The 17,894-nt window shown below is 62.0% G+C and carries 15 protein-coding genes; 7 read left to right on the top strand and 8 right to left on the bottom strand.

The window, feature by feature from the left end; genetic code table 11:
- The first annotated feature begins 1 nt into the window (after position 1).
- The 3 genes from AC5P5V_RS17090 to AC5P5V_RS17080 are packed head-to-tail and all read left to right on the top strand — an operon-like array spanning position 2 to position 5,279.
- A complete protein-coding gene (locus AC5P5V_RS17090; RefSeq protein ID WP_495215966.1) occupies positions 2 to 2,173 on the top strand; it encodes a glycosyltransferase in 2,172 nt (723 codons plus the stop codon).
- Positions 2,174 to 2,192: 19 nt separating this feature from the next.
- A complete protein-coding gene (locus AC5P5V_RS17085; protein WP_495215965.1) occupies positions 2,193 to 4,205 on the top strand; it encodes a glycosyltransferase family 2 protein in 2,013 nt (670 codons plus the stop codon).
- Positions 4,206 to 4,253: 48 nt separating this feature from the next.
- The gene (locus AC5P5V_RS17080; RefSeq protein WP_321573376.1) at positions 4,254 to 5,279 is read left to right on the top strand and encodes a glycosyltransferase; all 1,026 of its coding nucleotides are present in this window, start codon (positions 4,254 to 4,256) and stop codon (positions 5,277 to 5,279) included.
- Here the strand turns inward: AC5P5V_RS17080 and AC5P5V_RS17075 are convergent.
- The 8 genes from AC5P5V_RS17075 to AC5P5V_RS17040 all read right to left on the bottom strand — a co-directional run bounded on the left by AC5P5V_RS17075 (position 5,243) and on the right by AC5P5V_RS17040 (position 13,963).
- Complete coding sequence (locus AC5P5V_RS17075) at positions 5,243 to 7,408, bottom strand: hypothetical protein (protein ID WP_180885632.1); 2,166 nt, start codon at positions 7,406 to 7,408, stop codon at positions 5,243 to 5,245. The genes AC5P5V_RS17080 and AC5P5V_RS17075 overlap by 37 nt on opposite strands.
- Positions 7,405 to 9,606 (bottom strand): hypothetical protein, encoded by a 2,202-nt coding sequence (locus AC5P5V_RS17070; RefSeq protein ID WP_180885634.1) that lies wholly within the window; start codon positions 9,604 to 9,606, stop codon positions 7,405 to 7,407. The genes AC5P5V_RS17075 and AC5P5V_RS17070 overlap by 4 nt, the downstream gene beginning before the upstream one ends.
- Before the next feature lie 35 nt (positions 9,607 to 9,641).
- Complete coding sequence (gene galE / locus AC5P5V_RS17065) at positions 9,642 to 10,637, bottom strand: UDP-glucose 4-epimerase GalE (protein WP_231352741.1); 996 nt, start codon at positions 10,635 to 10,637, stop codon at positions 9,642 to 9,644.
- 75 nt (positions 10,638 to 10,712) lie between these two features.
- Entirely contained in the window at positions 10,713 to 11,099 is a 387-nt protein-coding gene (locus tag AC5P5V_RS17060) for a DUF2304 domain-containing protein (RefSeq protein ID WP_088496877.1), read from the bottom strand.
- A gap of 2 nt (positions 11,100 to 11,101) precedes the next feature.
- Entirely contained in the window at positions 11,102 to 11,791 is a 690-nt protein-coding gene (locus AC5P5V_RS17055; RefSeq protein ID WP_088496878.1) for a glycosyltransferase family 2 protein, read from the bottom strand.
- 4 nt (positions 11,792 to 11,795) lie between these two features.
- Positions 11,796 to 12,185 (bottom strand): GtrA family protein, encoded by a 390-nt coding sequence (locus tag AC5P5V_RS17050; RefSeq protein WP_088496879.1) that lies wholly within the window; start codon positions 12,183 to 12,185, stop codon positions 11,796 to 11,798.
- Between the two features lie 93 nt (positions 12,186 to 12,278).
- On the bottom strand, positions 12,279 to 13,217 hold the full coding sequence (locus tag AC5P5V_RS17045; protein WP_180885636.1) for an electron transfer flavoprotein subunit alpha/FixB family protein: 939 nt from the start codon (positions 13,215 to 13,217) through the stop codon (positions 12,279 to 12,281).
- Positions 13,217 to 13,963, bottom strand: a complete 747-nt coding sequence (locus AC5P5V_RS17040; RefSeq protein WP_069139440.1) for an electron transfer flavoprotein subunit beta/FixA family protein — start codon at positions 13,961 to 13,963, stop codon at positions 13,217 to 13,219. The genes AC5P5V_RS17045 and AC5P5V_RS17040 overlap by 1 nt, the downstream gene beginning before the upstream one ends.
- A gap of 259 nt (positions 13,964 to 14,222) precedes the next feature.
- Between AC5P5V_RS17040 and rfbB the strand changes: the two genes are divergently transcribed.
- Genes rfbB through rfbD form a run of 4 tightly spaced genes read left to right on the top strand, consistent with a single transcriptional unit; the run spans position 14,223 to position 17,669 of the window.
- On the top strand, positions 14,223 to 15,278 hold the full coding sequence (gene rfbB, locus AC5P5V_RS17035; RefSeq protein ID WP_180885638.1) for a dTDP-glucose 4,6-dehydratase: 1,056 nt from the start codon (positions 14,223 to 14,225) through the stop codon (positions 15,276 to 15,278).
- A 14-nt stretch (positions 15,279 to 15,292) separates the two neighbouring features.
- Entirely contained in the window at positions 15,293 to 16,180 is an 888-nt protein-coding gene (gene rfbA / locus AC5P5V_RS17030; RefSeq protein WP_180885640.1) for a glucose-1-phosphate thymidylyltransferase RfbA, read from the top strand.
- Positions 16,177 to 16,734, top strand: coding sequence for a dTDP-4-dehydrorhamnose 3,5-epimerase (gene rfbC / locus AC5P5V_RS17025; RefSeq protein ID WP_088496883.1), 558 nt, complete (start codon positions 16,177 to 16,179; stop codon positions 16,732 to 16,734). The genes rfbA and rfbC overlap by 4 nt, the downstream gene beginning before the upstream one ends.
- Positions 16,731 to 17,669, top strand: a complete 939-nt coding sequence (gene rfbD, locus AC5P5V_RS17020) for a dTDP-4-dehydrorhamnose reductase (protein ID WP_180885642.1) — start codon at positions 16,731 to 16,733, stop codon at positions 17,667 to 17,669. Before rfbC ends, rfbD begins: the two co-directional genes overlap by 4 nt.
- Positions 17,670 to 17,894: the final 225 nt, after the last annotated feature.

Raw genomic sequence — 17,894 nt, 5'->3', positions numbered from 1 at the left:
AATGGGCTTGAGGGTTTTCGTTACCCGCGAACTTTTCCCCTTTACCGCCGGTGGCATTGGACGCGTGATCGCGAACATGCTGATGACCGCGCCGGAAGAAGATCGCGCGGAGATGGCAGTACTTTACGTCGGCGACAACGTCGAGGCGGACGCGTTCGCGGTCGCCCACCCGGGCGTGACCTTCCTCGCGTGGCCGCATTCGCGCTTTCAACAAGTAGACGAGCGTGGGGAGATTTTCCCGCCAATGTCGGCGTTCACCCACAGCATGCTGCATTGGGAATCGGTGCATGTGCTGCAGGGGCTGCTCGAGCTGGAACGCCTGAAAGGCCCGCTTGAGTATGTCGAGTTCGTGGACTGGGGGGCACCTGCGTTCGCCGCAACCCAGGAAAAGCTGCTTGGCAGCGCATTGACGACGGCCACGCTGGCCGTGCGCCTGCACACTACAGACAGCATCCTGGCCGATTTTGAGCCGCGCGTGCAGAGTGTGCACGGGTTGAATCTCTTTGACCTAGAGCGAAAGGCACTGGCCGATTGCGACATTATCGTCGGTCAGATCGCGCCGGTTGCCGAGGCGTTCCGCGTGTTCTACGGCTTCAGCGAGGAGGAGTGGACTCCACGCCTGCGCCTGCATGCTCCGCCGGTGTTGCTGGATACGATGCAGCCGGTCACACAGACCACCGTGATCAATGATTCAACGCCGCTGTTGTTCACTTCGAAACTGCAGGATATCAAGCGCCCGGATACTTTCATCCGTGGCTGCATCCAGTTCCTGCGGGACAGGCCGCGTTATCAGGGCAACATTGTTTTCCTGGCGCATTCTTTTGATGTGAGCTATCAGGAGTATGTCATCTCGCTGGTGCCGGAGGAACTGCGCAGCCGGGTGGTGTTTGCCCGTGGCGTAACCGGTGCGGCGCGCGAGAAGAGCATTTCTGGCGCGGTATGCGTATTCCCATCGCCATGGGAGTCTTTCTGCCTTGCTGCGTACGAGGCATCGCTGTCAGGCGCAGCTTGCGTGCTCAACGCGCAGAATCCGGCTTTCGGGCCGGGCAGTCCGTGGCGGGATGGATACAACTGCAGCACGTTTGATGGGAGCGCCGAAGATCTGGCACGCGCGCTTTGCGGCCTGTTTGAAAGCACCCCCGGCCGACTGTCGCCGGTCGAGGTGCCGAAGGACCCGCTTCCCTGGAAGGGGCTTGATCCGGTGGCAATACCTGCTGCGGTTCCCCTGGACAGGCAATTGACCGTAGTCGTCGTCAACCGCGATAGTGCGGGGCGCGTATTGAATACGCTGGATAGCATCCTCGCGTCCAATCTGACGCTTGACAAGCTGATCGTGATTGACGATGCCTCGCGGGACCCACGCGATATCGCTGCGCTGGACCAGCTGGGTAGCAATGATCCGCGTTTGTCCGTGCATCGGCTTGCGGTGCCCGTTGGTGACGCTGTAGCGCGCAACATGGGCCTTGCGCTGGTTGAGACGCCGTTTGCTGGATTCGTGCGTGGTGGTGACCAGTTGCTGCCGGGCTTCCTCAAGGTCGCGGTGAGCGCATTGGCGTCGCACCCGGATTTTGATGTGGTCGTGGGGCAGGTGGGCGTGACCGTGGATCCCGATGATGTAATCGCCGGCAATGTCGCCCCGGATGGATTCCGCGTTTTCTATGGTGAAGGACGCCTCGCAGGACTCTACGAGAACTGCCTGGCGCCGGAAAGCTACGTGATCCGGACCGAGGTTGCCAGGCGCTTCGCATTCGATCCCGTCATCCCTGCACTTGAAGTATGGGAAATGATGCTGCGCGCCTGCCAGTCGGGTGCGCGCTTCATGGTGACTTCCGCCGTGAACGTGCTTGCACGGCATCAGGGGCAACCAGATGAACGGCACTTGGAGCAGATCCAGATCGCGATGCGCCGGCGCCTGCAGCGCAAGCGCGTGCGTGTCGGCTCACTGGAGGTGCCTGCGTACTTCATCTTTGGTGCGCATGTATCGCCGAGCGGGTTCATGGGGGATGCCTCCAACGCGGAAATGGCCTATCGGCTGCAGGCACTGATGGAAAGCGAGTCCGTGCGCTACACCCTGGCACTTGCCAGGCTTCTGCAGAAGCGGGCGCCATGGGTACTGCGCTTGGGTAAATGGTCGGTGCAGCGACTGGCGCCGATCTATCGCCGATTGCGGTGAGCGTTCCGGGGCAGCATCGATGCATGTGATCGTCATCCAGCTGGCGTGTTGGCGTGTTGGCGGAGAGCGGGCTGCATTGGCGCGTGCCCGCCTGCGCGCGATGCCCGCTGCTTCGGTGCTGATCGTTGGCGAGGGAGCGCCGCCCGCCGACCTGCTCGAGGAGTGTGCAGAGAGACGCACGCTGTGCGTGAATTCGCCTTTGCATGCGATGCAGGGCCGACGGTTGCCTGATGTCCGCCGCAGTGGTGACGCGGAGCAGCTCGGTTGGTCATTGGCGGTGATGGCGGCGCTTCGGGCGCTGCAGCAGGATGTGCACCTGGACTGTGTGGAGATTCCATCGTGTGGTGCGCTGGCCTATGCACTTCTCCAGGAGCGAGCTCTGTCAGAGGTGTTTGACACTACGCGCGTGATGTTGCGGTTTGACGGCATCCAGGCCATCGAAGTCCTGAGGCAGGGACGCAATGTCGAGATGGCTGCGCTGATGTTGATGGACATGGAGCGGATGTGCCTGGAGCAATGCGACCAGGTTCTGGTCGATAGTCAGGCGATCGCGGAATCCTTGCAGCGCTTCCTACCAGGCAGCCAGAGGCCGCTTCACCTGCAGGCGACGCTGCTGGAGTCAGCCGGGCTCGTGTCGGAGCACCATGCAGTGGGTTCAGCACTGGCTTGCGTCGCAACCGAAGCGCCTGCTCTCAGGCAGTGCCTGCGGGCGATTTCCGGTTACCTGCAGCAGAGCAATGATGGTCTGCTGCAGGTCTCGGTCGTTTGCCAGCCTGCGCTTCTATCCGAAGTGCTGCATGTGGTGCCTGCTGCCCTGCGCCATCGTTTCCAGGAAGCGCCTGCAGATTGCCTGCGCGCTTCGCCCATGCGTGTGGTCATGCCTGATCGCTGGTCTGCAGGCTCGGCTCTGGCGCGGGAGCTGCTTGCTCATGGCCATAGCCTGATTGTGGATGTCGCCAACCCGGCGCTGGCTGCCGCACAGGGGTGGGAACAGGGGCGGACCCATCTTGGCTACACGGATGCCCGTGGGCTGTTCGAAGCGCTGCGGGCTTCGCAGCAGTGGGTGCCCACTCGTCACCTGCGGATGGGGCCTTCCCCGCCGCTGCCCAAGCTTGACGTTGGTACGCCGGGCCCAGCCAAGGTCTCCGTGGTCGTGCCCTGCTACAACATGGGCCGTTGGCTGCCGCAGACCTTGTGCAACATACAGCAGTTTTCATGGAGCGATCTGGAGGTCATCGTTGTTGACGATGGATCGACGGATCCCGGCACCGTGCAGCTCATCGAAGAGCTGGAAGCAAGCCCCACCGCTGGCCTGCGCGTGGTCCGTCTTGAGTTCAACCAGGGGTTGTCTGCTGCCAGGAATGCCGGCGTTGCCGCAGCGCAGGGTGAGTTCACCCTGTGTCTGGACGCTGATGACCTGGTGTCGCCAGAGTTTGTTTCGATTGCTGTACGAGCACTGCAGCGACACCCTGCGCACGACTTCGTTGTTCCTCGCTGCGCCTACTTCTTCGGTGACGAATCTGCGCTTGATGTGAACGAGTTGCGGCTCGGTCAGGGCTTGCCGATGGTTGGTGCGGCATTTGATTCCGGTGCGCTGGGCAATCGCTTCTCAACGGCGACCAGCCTGGCGCGAACTTCGGTACTGCGTGCACTCGGTTATGACGAAAGCCTGCGTTCCTATGAAGACTGGCAGCTTTACCGTCGCGCGCTGCAACAAGGCAGTCGTTTCGTTGTGACCAATGACGTACATTTTTTCTACCGGCAGCGACCGGATTCAATGATCCACGATCCGGCCATGCGCGCTCGCCACAGCCTGCTTTATGCGGAGATGGTGGGCGGGGCGACGTTGATTGGGCAGGGGCCGGTGGTGTCGCCGAACCTGCTGGGGGCGCTGGCCGCTCCCCCACGGATCGACGGGAGCTCATCGGGGCTGTTGCTGGGTGGCGTTGTCGAAGCGCTCGACGAGATGCAGGCATTGCGCCGTAGTCGCATCGTCGGGCTGGGATACAGATTGTCGGCGCTGTTGCGGTGACTGCGCCGCTGAGTTGTCTTTGAGATGCCCCGTCCGGGGCAGAAACACATGCATCATTGTTGCTGGAGAAAGGCGATGGAGTGGGATAGAGGCATAGCAGTGGTGATCCCATGCTACAAGGTGACCCGCCAGATCCTGGTGTTGCTGGCTGAAATCGGTCCCGAGGTCGATCGCATCTACTGTGTTGATGATGCCTGCCCTGATGGCAGTGGCGATCTGATCGAACGGAGCTGCAGCGATCCTCGTGTGGTCGTGCTGCGTAACCGCGTGAATACCGGAGTAGGCGGTGCCGTCATGCATGGCTACCGCCGCGCTGTGGCAGACGGCGCGACGGTCATCGTCAAGCTCGACGGCGATGGCCAGATGGACCCGGCATTGATCGAAGCATTTGTGTCGCCGATCCTCGGGGCTGATGCTGATTACACCAAGGGCAATCGGTTCTTCGATCTGCGCGAGATCAAGTCGATGCCCCTGCTGCGGCGGATTGGCAACCTTGGATTGTCGTTCATGGCAAAGGCATCGACCGGGTACTGGGACCTGTTCGATCCCACCAACGGCTATACCGCCATCCATGCTGAAGTTGCGCGTCGCTTGCCTTACGACTCGATCAGCTCGCGATACTTCTTCGAGAGCGACATCCTGTTCCGGCTCAATGTGATGAGGGCAAAGGTGCTCGACGTGCCGATGGACGCCCGCTACGGCGACGAAATAAGCGGCTTGAAGGTATCGAAGATCGTTGGCGAGTTCCTCGCCAAGCACGTACGCAATACCAGCAAGCGAATCATCTACGGCTACTTTCTGCGAGACATGAACATTGCCTCGTTCGAGCTTCTGGTTGCCGTGCCGATGATCGTTTTTGGCGTGGCGTTCGGCCTGTATCACTGGATCGGTTCAGTGGAAGGTGGCCTCATTACCCCGCTCGGCACCATCATGCTGGCAGCGTTGCCATTGGTTCTTGGGGTACAGCTGTTGCTGGCCTTCCTTTCGCATGATACGGCGGCGATGCCGCGTCATGCATTGCATCGCCTCCTGCTGCGCTATCCGGCGGCGCGCCCGGCGGCCAACGGAATGTGATGCGGTTGCCGCCGTGCCAGCGCGAGCGCTGGCGCGACGATCAGGCACACCATGTAGAGGGGAAGCTGATAGCGCGCGTCCTGGGCAATGATCGCCACCATCAGGATCGCGCTATGAACCAGCACCAGCATCGGCACAAGCAGTATGCGCCGATCACCGGTGCGCCTCCACGCAACTACGGTCAGCAGGCACAGCGCGATCAGGAAAGGAGCGGGGCGCCAAAGGCGTCCCAGCTGCGGCTTCAACAGGGTCTTGCCCATCCAGTTGGTCGCGTTCGGCAGCACGGATGCTTGCGGCGGTCCGCTCAGCCCCGGCTGCACCCATTGCAGATTCTGCTCTTCGCCGATCTCGAAGCCGAAGACATAGAGATACAGTGGCCCCGAGGTCCGGTAGCGCCAGACCATTCCGCTGGCACAAAGCACGTGGTCAAGTTCGATATCCGGCCGTTTCAGGGCCATGCCGAGCCAGATCCGGAACAGGTCATCCTGATGCTTCACGGCCGTCGGAATATCATAATGATCATTGAAGATGGTCGTATTCACCATCGAGCAGCGATATCGCCAGTCGCTGGCTCCGCTGTCGACGGCTTCAAGTATCGCGTTGTCCTCGGCAGACTCCGGATTCTGCCCTGCTGCCAGATGCGCGGACAGGTGGTGGGTGTATGCCATGTAAGCCGCACTGCTGCGATGCGTGCCCAGGCTGTCGGCCAACGGGCCCTTGATGCCCCACATGAGGCTGGCAGCCAGCAGCAAGCAGGCCAGCACACGCATGCGGGTACCGGGCCGCAGCAGGAGGATCAAGAAGGCCGCGACCGCTACGGGAGGCCCGTTGTGCCGCAGCGCCATGCAGCAGGCAGCGAGCAGCACCAACGCCAGGCAGTTGTACCACTTGCGCAGGCTTGGTCGGTCGAGGAAGGTATTGCCAATGACAAAGGCGGTCAGCGCGACCACGCTGGTTGCATACGGAACGTCTTTCCACAGTGTTATGGATGACAACGCCGTCACTGGATACGCAGCCAGCAGCAGGCCGCCGGCCGTCGATGTCCAGCGCGGCGCGTTGCAGGCGCGGCGGACAACAGTCGCCAACCATCCGGATGCCAGCGCCAGAACGGCCAGCTGCAGCCAGGCTGCAAGGGTGGGGCTGGGCAGGATCTGCTGGATGAACCATAGGTAGAACGCATACAGAACCGGATGGGCGTCATCGAAACTCCCGCTTGCCGCCTGCGCCCACTGGTTCAATGAGTCGGTGGTCAGGATGGCGGGGAGGAACAATACCAGCAGGATGCTGCCGACAAGCAGCAATGGCAGTGCTGCGATCAAGACTTCCCGGCCCAATGACGGTTGCGCTTCGTCGTTCCGTGCTGATTGCCAGGGCGATGGCCAACGCGATGCCAGCCCGAAGCCGGCCAACAGCAGCAGGCCGAGAGTCACGGACTGGCAGGCCTGCACCAGATACTGCAAGGGCGTCCGCGTGGGAAGCGTCAGGAAGTGTGGATTGGGGACAGCTCCGGCCAGGCGAACCCGGATTTCGCCACCAGTGGGGCTGTAGAGGTTGTAGTGCTGCTCTTTGCCGGCCCAGCGCAGGGTTGCCTGCCCAGACCAGGGGTGGGTGAAGAACTCCACGTAGACGTCGCTGGAATAATGGCCGTTCCAGTGGATCTTGTCCGGTGGGCTGTTGATCGGAGAGATAAGGTAGCCATTAGCCGCAGTCCAGCTTGGGCCCGCCTCGACGTCGCGCAGCCGGGCATCACGGCCATCAGCTATGAGGCGGACCCAGACTTCCGATCCCTTGGATTCGGGGGTGCCCTTACCGAGGGACTCGATCTCCACCTGCAGCGTTGTTGCTGGTGCCGGGTCGAATGGAATCATCCAGGTCAGCAGCCAGCCGGCAAAGATGCAGCTGGTGATCCAGCCTATCCGCGCGCCGATTCTTACACGGCTCCATATCGGGTGCGTACGCCGCAGGACGGCGGCCATCAACCAGCCAGACAGCACGCTGGCAAGTATGAACACCATCACTGCAGGCGCTGTAGCCAGGCTCAGGAAGCGCGCCGATGCCGGCAGCCACGCGGCCGACAGAACCACACCTGCTGCCAGACCGCTGGCATTGGCTGTCTTATACCAACTCATGCCGGGCGGGAACGCGGGTTTGCATCGGCGGGCTGCTGGGTAGTCGCCCTGCGGGCGAAAAGAAGTAACGGAACCGCAGCCAGGGTGATCGCGTACAAGGGCAGCTGGTACCGTGCATCCTGTGCCACGATCGAAATGGACAAGAAGGCGGTATGCACTGCGGGCAGGAACAACAACAGAGCCATCGATCGGTCATTGAGGCGGTACATCGCTACGCCACAGGCGAAGATGAGCGCATACATGAAGAGTGCCGGCCGAAACACAGCCTGCATGCCCGGCATCAACACCATCTGGCCTATGAACTCGGCCAGTTGTGGCGATTTGGATTCCGCTGAGGGGGCGCCTGCCTCGCCGGTAATCCACGTCACTTTACCGTGCGGTGCCCATAGCCCAAGGCTTGCAAGATACAGGGGGTCGATGTCCGAATCGATCACGCGCCAGATCAGTCCACTCGAGCATAGACCGTGGGCATACTCGATGTCGGGCCGTTTCGTCGCAAGCGCCAACCAGATCCGGAGCAGGTCATCATTGTGCTGCATGGCCTGATGTGCATCGAAATCCGGGTTGAAGATCACAGGATTGACCGTTGCGCAGTTGTACGCCCAGTCGGGCTGCTTGTGGTTGAGCTGTCGCAGCAGTGCTCTTTCCTGAGGATCTTCGGGCAGGTGATGGGCAGCCAGATGCGCAGCAATGTGGTGCGAATACAGAATGTAGCTCACCGGTTTGCGATCAATGCCGACTACGCTCGATACCGGTCCCTTCAGTAGAGCCATCAATACGATGGCGCCGACCAGTGCCAGCACCACGCGAAAGCGGGATTTCTTGGCGAGGAAGAACAGCGCCAGCGCGGCGGCGAAGGCAACCGGCGGGCCGTTGTGGCGTAGGGTCATCGCGCAGAACATGATCAGGCAGAGGCCAGCGGCACCGCCTGCGCTGATTCGCTGCGCATTACGGTGGGACAGCGAAGTCATGAGGAAGGCGGTCAGTGCAATCACAGCGGTGGCGTATGGCACATCCTTCCACAGCGTCACCGCAGTAATCGGCAGCAGTGGATACAGAGCAACAAGCCACGCCGATGCCCAGACAACTCGGTTCGAGGTGCCTGTCAGGCGCTGCAGGCTGGCCAGTAACCAGCCGCAACTTGCGGAGAAGAGAAGCAGCTGCACAAGCGCTACAGAAGCGGGACTATCCCAGACGAAGCGCATGGCCACCATGAACAGGCCATACAGTAGCGGGTGGGCATCATTGAATGCGAAATGGCCTGCCTGGCGCCATTGATCCAGTGAGTCTGAGGTCATCAGACCCGGATAGAAGATGAAAAGCGCAAAGAGGCTCGTCAGCACTATGGGCATGGCAAGCATCATCGTCTGGCGTTGCAGGCTCGCCAGCGCGCCATGTGACGCAGCCTCGGCTTCCATGCAGTGTCGCATTGCAAGCCATCCAAAGACGAATAGGGTCAGCGCACCCAGTACAAGCGCATCGCACGCCGCAGTGAACCACTGGCGGCCATTGCGTTCAGGGAAGGCAAGATAGCCGTTGGTGGTGACCATGCCTGCCAGATCGACGGTGGCACTGCTGCCTTCCGCGCTATACAGGTCCAAGTCCTTGTGGTTGCCATTCCACGCAACTCGGGCACGCCCAGACCAGGCATGCGAAATGAACACCAGGCGAAGTCTGTTGGTATAGGATCCATGCCAGTGTACGGAGGCTTGGCCCGGTGGATTGGCGGCGACTAGGAACGGCGCCTTGTCGAGCCAGTCGCCGGTCTGCTTCAGATCCGCCGAAGGCACATCGACGCCATCGCGCTCTAGGCGCAGCCAGACTTCCCGGCCCTGTGCATGCTCATTGCTACCATCAAGCACACTCACCGTCACATCGGCCACGCCGGCAGGCGCCGGTCCGACTGGTAAGGCATACAGCCAGATCATTCCAGACAGAAGAGCCAGCACGATGGACAGCCAGCGCCCACGTCGCCCGAGGCTTGTCTGCCAGACAACCAGCCGGCGTGCCACAGGCACAAGAACGTACCAGAGACCCGCCGCGCAAAGGCCCGCCACACTCAACGTCTGCCAGAAGCCCAGAAGCTCGGACCCGGGCACGCGGGAGATGATGGATACTGCCGCGGCAGCGGCTAGTAGTCCTGCGACGACGGAAGCCTGCGGCAGCCCGATTACACGGGCAGGCATGGTGACATGCATATTGGAAGTCCGGATTAGGGGCGCTGCCGGAAGATTCAGTGTTGTTCGAGATGCTGCTGCCAGCGCCAGGTATCCACGCAGATCAGGTCAAGATCGCGAGAGGCATGCCAACCCAGCAATTCCGTAGCAAGGGATGGATCGGCATAGCATTCAGCGGCATCTCCGGGGCGTTGATCCACGATGTCGTACGGAATCGGCTTTCCGCTCGCGCGCGCGAATGCAGCGATGATCTCCAGTACCGAGTATCCGCGCCCGGTGCCCAGGTTCACTAGCAGATCCTGCTTGCGCTGCAAAAGGTAGGCCAGCGCGTGCACATGTGCGTCAGCCAGATCCATGACATGGATGTAGTCGCGTACTCCGGTTCCATCGACAGTGGGATAATTTCCACCGAACACCTGCACCCGTTCACGCAGCCCAGCAGCGACCTGAGCCACGAATGGAACCAGGTTGTTGGGTGTGCCCCGCGGCAACTCGCCGAGGAGACCACTGGGGTGCGCACCTGCCGGGTTGAAATAGCGGAGCAGGGCGGTATTGAATTCCGGATTCGCCGCGCTGATGTCCTGGATGGCCTGCTCCATCATCAGCTTGGTTCGCCCGTAGGGATTGATGGCAGAAAGTGGAGCATCTTCCCCGATCGGGCAATGCTCAGGATAGCCATAGACAGTAGCTGACGAGCTGAACACCAGGTTCTTGCAGCCCACCTGCAACATGGCATCCAGCAGATTCAGGGTGCCTGAGAGATTGTTCTGATAATAGTGGAGTGGCCGAATAAAACTCTCGCCAACGGATTTCAGCGCTGCGAAGTGAATGACGCCATCGGGCTTGATTCGCTGCAGGCACTCCAGCGTAGCGGCCTTGTCGCACAGGTCCAGCTCCACCGATTCAAAGCTGGAGCCGGACAGCTCTGCGATTCGTGTAGGTATCCAGCGCTCACTGTTGCTGAAGTTGTCGAGGATGACAACTTCGTAGCCTGCAGCCAGCAGCGCGATTGCCGTATGGGAGCCGATGTAGCCTGCCCCTCCGGTCACCAGAATCCTGCTTCTCAACGTTGTCCTCCAATTCCTTTCAGTGGATAAGGCCGCCGGATCGATCTGGCTGCAGCTCCGTCAGTGCTTCTGTTCGCCATCAGCCGGAGTGGCACCGCCACTGATTGCCGCGGGCGCCGTCGCAGTCATGGATTCCAGAATTGCAATGCGGCGCGCCAGATGAACGATCTGTCGCTGGTTCTGCTTGTCTTTTGCGTAGGTATTGAACATCTGGAACGCGACGACCTGGACCAGTACATAGACCAGAAGATCGGTGCCGCGTCCGACACCCACAAAATTCGCCAGTTGCGTAAGCGCTTCAGGTATCAGAATGGCAACGATTGCCGCGGCGACAAAGCCCACCAACAGTACTTTCTTGAATGCGTTGGACCGGCTAGTGCCGCGCGAGGTAAGGAAATACCAGGCGATGGTCAGCGTTGAGGCGATCAGCAGAAATCGAATGAGCATGGTTACTTGATCACCTTTCTCAGGATTGCATCAAAGGCAATGTTGATTGCATTGATCATCGACTGGCCCTTGCTGCGGGAGTACTCGCTGTAGATGATCGTGACCGGCACTTCCGCATAGCTGAAGTGCTGTTGCCCAATCCGCTCGACGATCTCTGAAGCGTGCGAGAAGTCAGGAAGTTCCAGCTTTAGCCGTTCCGCCGCCGAGCGATGGATGACGCGGAGGCCATTGTGCGTATCGGTGAGGTGTACGCCTGACGTTACATTGGAAAACCAGACAGCGGCCTTCAGGATGACGCGCTTCATCCGCGGCATGTTGACGGCCTTGCCCAGGAAGCGGGAACCCATCACGATCTGCACCTTGTGCTGTGCCGCATAGGCCAGCATTCTTTCAACATCCTCGATCCGGTGCTGGCCATCGGCATCGAAAGTGACGATGTATTCGATCGCAGGATCCAGCAACGCCGCGTCGATGCCGGTCTGCAGACCAGCACCCTGCCCGAGGTTGATCGGGTGGCGGATCAGGGTCGCTCGGGTTTCGCGGACACGCTCATGCGTATCGTCCCGGCTCCCATCATCGATCACGATTATCTTGGGGAAGTTACCAGGAATCGCGTGAATGGTGTCCTTGATCGCGCTTCCTTCATTGTAGGCAGGGATCACTACAGCGACATTGGAATATTCGAGTGACATGTGATCACGCCTTGCCGGTCTGCTGCTTGAAAATCAGCTTCGAGAAAATCAGATAGTTCCAGCCGGCGATACACCCCATCACCAGCAACTTTGAGATGTACTGATCCAGATCGGCAGGGCCGGTCAGCAGCAGCATCGCCGCATTGCCCGCCACGAGGTTGAATGCGGCGATTGCGCCATACTTTAGCAGTTCTGCCTTCATTGCGCCGCTGCTGCGAAAGACCCAGCTGCGGTTGAGCAGGAAGCTTGCGACAAAGCCGCAGCCAAAGCTCAGGGTCTGGCTCAGGATGAGCCAACGCTCCCCCAGAGACAGTTGGATCAAAAGGAAGACGAGGTACTCCACGGCGGCCGCGGTGCCGCCGGAAATCAGGAATCTAAAGAAGCGTCCGCTCATTGGCGAGGGTCACCGGATCCAGAAATGAAGGGGGGGGGCGTCTGTTTGGACGCCCCCTCGGGTAGATCTGGACCCGCTCCGGTCCAGAGCGCCTTACAACGCCTTTTCCAGCTCCGGCAGGATCGTAAACAGATCCCCCACCAGGCCGATATCGGCAATCTCGAAGATCGGCGCATCGCCGTCCTTGTTGATCGCCACGATCGTGCCGGCATCCTTGATGCCGGTCAGGTGCTGGATGGCACCACTGATGCCGACCGCCACGTACAGTTCCGGCGCGATGATCTTGCCGGTCTGGCCGACCTGCAGGTCGCTGGGGACGTAGCCGGCATCGACCGCGGCGCGCGAGGCACCGACGGCGGCACCGAGCTTGTCGGCCAGCTGGAAGATGACCTTGAAGTTCTCTTCCGAACCGACGCCGCGGCCACCGGAGACCACGCGCTTGGCGCTCTGCAGGTCCGGGCGGTCGCTGGCACCAGCGGCGAGGCCGACGAAGCGGGTGTGGGTCGGCAGGACAGCATCGACGCTGGCTGCTTCGATGGCGGCGCTGCCGCCCTGGGCCGCTTCCGGCCACGAGGCGGCACGCACGGTGGCGACCACGATCTGGTCGGCCGGGGCTTCCACGGTGATGATCGCGTTGCCGGCATAGATCGGGCGCTTGAAGGTGTGGCTGCCTTCGACGGTCATCAGGTCGGAGACCTGGTTGACGCCGAGCAGGGCGGCCACGCACGGCATCAGGTCCTTGCCGAAGGTGGTCGATGGGCCGAACACGTGGGTGTAGCCCTTGGCCAGCTGCGCGATCTGCGGCGCCAGCACCTGCGCGATGGGCTGCGCGTTGGCAGCGTTGGCCACGGTCAGGACCTTGGCGACGCCGGTGATCTTCGCGGCCTCGGCGGCGACGGCGGCCGGATCGGCGGCCAGCACCACGACATCGATGCTGGCACCGCTGATGGCGGCGGCGGCGCTGACAGTCTTGGCGGTGGCGGCGTTGAGCTTGCCGTCGTGGTGTTCGGCGATGACGAGAATCTTGCTCATTACAGCAGCCCCTTCTGCTTGAGTGCGGCCACCAGTTCGGCCGCGTCCTTGACCATCACACCCTTGCTGCGCTTGGACGGTGCGGCGTACTGGGTGGTCTTGAAGGTGTCGGCGGCTTCAACGCCGAGGTCGGCCAGCTGCAGGGTCTCCAGCGGCTTGGCCTTGGCCTTCATGATGTCCGGCAGCTTGATGAAGCGCGGCTCGTTCAGGCGCAGGTCGGTGGTGACCACCGCCGGCAGGTCCACTTCCAGGGTTTCCAGGCCGGCGTCGACTTCGCGGATCACGGTGGCCTTGCCGTCGGCAATGTCCAGCTTGCTGGCGAAGGTCGCCTGCGGACGGCCCCACAGCGTGGCCAGCATCTGGCCGGTCTGGTTGGCGTCGTCGTCGATGGCCTGCTTGCCCAGGATCACCAGGTCCGGCTGTTCCTTCTCGATCAGCTTGAGCAGGGTGCGGGCGGCGGTCAGCGGCTGGATGGCCTGGTCGGTGACCACATGGACCGCGCGGTTGGCGCCCATGGCCAGGCCATTGCGCAGATGCGCCTGGGCATCTGCCGGGGCGATGGTGGCGACCACCACTTCGCTGGCGATGCCCTTGTCGCGCAGGCGCAGGGCTTCTTCCAGAGCGATTTCGTCGAAGGGGTTGGGGGACAGCTTGACGCCGTCGGTGACCACGCCGGAACCGTCCGGCTTGACCTGAATGCGGACGTTGTAGTCCACCACGCGCTTGTACGCGACGAGGATTTTCATCTGGTACGGGGTCCTTCAATAACGGAGAGAACGTCCGGTCCTGCAACAGCAACCGGTTCGGGGGTGGGATCCTGATTCTAGCTGGCTTGAGGGGACCATGCGAATGCGTATGGTTGTGTTGCAGTGCCGCAAGAACTTTCGGAGTGCTGTGCTTCGTTCACAGTGTGAAGGCAGTCGTGAAAGTGGCCCCGATGTATCCTGTCGAGCTGAATCAGGTTGCTGCTGCGACCCACATGATTGATCAACAGGAGATCAGGTAGTGTCCACATGGCTTGTCACCGGCGGTGCCGGATTCATCGGCGGCAACTTCGTTCTCGAAGCGGTCGCCCGTGGCATCAAGGTCGTCAATCTCGATGCTCTGACCTATGCCGGCAACCTGAAGACCCTGTCCAGCTTGGACGGCAACCCGAACCACGTGTTCGTGCAGGGCGACATCGGCGACAGTGCCCTGGTGACCCGCCTGCTGGCCGAACACCAGCCGGACGCGGTGCTCAACTTCGCTGCTGAGAGCCACGTCGACCGTTCCATCGATGGCCCGGGGGCGTTCATCCAGACCAATGTGGTGGGCACCCTGGGCCTGCTGGAAGCCGTGCGTGATTACTGGAAGGCGCTGCCGGCCGAGCAGGGCGCGGCCTTCCGCTTCCTGCATGTGTCGACCGACGAGGTGTACGGCACCTTGGGCGAGACCGGCAAGTTCAGCGAAACCACGCCGTATGCCCCGAATTCCCCTTATTCGGCGTCGAAGGCCGCTTCGGACCATCTGGTCCGCGCCTTCCACCACACCTACGGGCTGCCGGTGCTGACCACCAACTGTTCCAACAACTACGGCCCGTATCACTTCCCGGAGAAGCTCATTCCGCTGGTGATCGCCAAGGCGCTGGCCGGCGAGCCGCTGCCGGTGTACGGCGATGGCAAGCAGGTGCGCGACTGGCTGTTCGTGTCCGACCACTGCGAAGCGATCCGCACAGTGCTGGCCAAGGGCCAGGTCGGCGAGACCTACAACGTCGGCGGCAATTCGGAAAAGCAGAACATCGAAGTGGTGCAGGCGATCTGCGCCCTGCTGGACCAGCGCCGCCCGCGTGCGGATGGCCAGCCGCGCAGCAGCCAGATCACCTATGTCACTGACCGCCCCGGCCATGACCGTCGCTATGCGATCGATGCGTCCAAGCTGAAGAACGATCTGGGCTGGGAACCGGCCTACACCTTCGAGCAGGGCATCGCCTTTACCGTCGACTGGTATCTGGACAACCAGGACTGGGTCAACGGCGTGCTGGACGGCAGCTACCGTCTGCAGCGCATCGGCACTGCGGCCTGAACCCTGGAGACGACATGACGCAGCGTAAAGGCATCATCCTCGCCGGTGGCTCCGGCACCCGGCTGTATCCGATCACCAAGGGCGTCAGCAAGCAGCTGCTGCCGGTGTACGACAAGCCGATGATCTACTACCCGCTCAGCGTGCTGATGCTGGCGGGCATCCGCGAGGTGCTGATCATCAACACCCCACACGAGCAGGCGCTGTTCCAACAGCTGCTGGGCGACGGCTCGCAGTGGGGCATGGACATCCAGTACGCGGTGCAGCCGAGTCCGGATGGCCTGGCCCAGGCCTACCTGATCGGCCGCGACTTCGTGGCCGGCAAGCCGAGCTGCCTGGTGCTGGGCGACAACATCTTCCACGGCCACGGCCTGCGCGACGTGCTCAAGCGCGCCGATGAGCGCGTGGAAGGCTCCACGGTGTTCGGTTACTGGGTCAATGACCCGGAGCGCTATGGCGTGGCCGAGTTCGACCAGAGCGGCAAGGTGATCGATCTGGTGGAGAAGCCGGAAAAGCCGCGCTCCAACTATGCGGTGACCGGCCTGTACTTCTATGACGGCAAGGCCTGCGATTACGCGGCCGAATTGAAGCCGTCACCGCGTGGCGAACTGGAGATCACCGATCTCAACAAGCGTTACCTGGCCGAAGGCGACCTGCACCTGGAGGCGCTCGGCCGTGGCTATGCGTGGCTGGATACCGGTACGCATCAGTCGCTGCTGGAAGCATCCAACTTCATCGAGACGATCCAGACCCGTCAGGGCCTGCAGGTCTGCTGCCCCGAGGAAATCGCGTTCGGCAAGGGTTGGATCAACGCTGGACAATTGGAAGCGCTGGCCGCGCCGTTGATCAAGAACAGCTACGGTGAATACCTGCATAAGCTCGCCGTGCGTGGAGTCGTTCCATGAAAGTGATTGAAACCCGGTTGCCCGGCTGCGTGGTGATCGAGCCGGCGGTGTTCGGCGATGCCCGCGGTTATTTCTTCGAAACCTGGAACGCCGAGCGCTTCGCCGCGCTGGGCCTGCCGGACCGTTTCGTGCAGAGCAACGTCTCCACCTCTGCGCAGGGCGTGCTGCGCGGCCTGCATTACCAGTGGCCGCGACCGCAGGGCAAGCTGGTCAGCGTGCTGGAAGGCGAGGTCTATGACGTGGCCGTGGACATCCGTCGCGGCTCGCCGACCTTCGGCCAGTGGGAAGCGGTGGTGCTGAGCGCGGAGAACAAGAAGCAGTTCTGGATTCCAGAGGGCTTCGCCCACGGTTTCGCCGTGCTGTCCGAGCGAGCGGTGTTCAGCTATCTGTGCACGGAGGTGTACCTCAAGGAATTCGATGCCGGCGTGCGCTGGAACGATGCGGACATCGCCGTGGACTGGCCGGTCAGTGTCCCGACGTTGTCGGCCAAGGACGAGAACGCGCCGTTCCTGAAGGACATCGCTGAAGACCGCCTGCCGGTCTACGTGCCATGACCGTGCTGGTGTTTGGTGGCAACGGCCAGGTTGGCCAGGAGCTGCTGCGCGCGCTGGCACCGCTGGGCAAGGTGGTCGCGACCACCCGCAGCGGCAAGCTGCCGGACGGCAGTGCCTGTGAAACGGCCGATTTCGGCCAGCCCGACGGCCTGCCTGCATTGCTGGACCGCGTGCAGCCGTCGCTGGTGGTTAATGCGGCCGCTTACACCGCCGTTGACCGCGCAGAACAGGACGTTGATGCCGCCTTCGCCGCTAACGCGCAGGCGCCGGGCGTAATCGCGCGCTGGTGCGCGGCCCACGGCGTGCCGTTCGTACACTATTCGACCGACTACGTGTTCGATGGTCAGGGCAGTGCGCCCTACCGCGAGGACGAGCCGACCGCACCGCTGGGCGTGTATGGCACCAGCAAGCGCGATGGCGAGGACGCGGTGCGTGCGGCCGGTGGCCGCCATCTGATTTTCCGCACGGCGTGGGTGTATGCCTCGCACGGCGCGAACTTCCTGCGCACCATGCTGCGCGTGGGCGCCGAGCGCGATGCGTTGCGGGTGGTGGCCGACCAGGTCGGCACGCCGACGCCGGCCGCGCTGATCGCTGATGTCACCTTGCAGGCGCTGCAGCATCCGGGGCAGTTGTCGGGTACCTGGCACCTGACCGCCAGCGGCCAGACCAGCTGGCATGGGTTCGCCGAAGCGATCTTCGCCGAAGCGTTGGCCACCGGCGTGTTGGCCAAGGTGCCGACGGTCGAGGCGATTCCCAGCTCCGAGTATCCGACCCCGGCCAAGCGTCCGGCCTGGTCGGTACTTGACAATCGCAAGCTGCAGCAGGATTTGGGCATTCCTCTCCCGGATTGGCATGAGGGGCTGACCATTGTGATGAATGAGGTCAAACGCTTGGTGGATAGACCAGCTGGGGACAGGGCCTCCAGGACGAACTAGACTAGTTTCCCCCTGCAGACACCTTTCCGGACACTTTCATTAAGCGGACAGGAGGGGGAAGCCGGACACGCAGGCTAGAATGCAGCAATCGTCTTCAAGGAAACGCGTGACATGTGTGGAATCGTGGGTGCGATCGCCGATCGCGACGTAGTACCGGTACTGATCGAGGGTCTGAAGCGCCTTGAATACCGTGGCTACGATTCCTCGGGCATCGCCGTGATCGAC

It is taken from the genome of Stenotrophomonas sp. YJH_SMC_130, from assembly GCF_059369035.1.
Note: the sequence above shows the minus strand (reverse complement) of the source record. Positions and strands in the feature narration are given on the sequence as shown.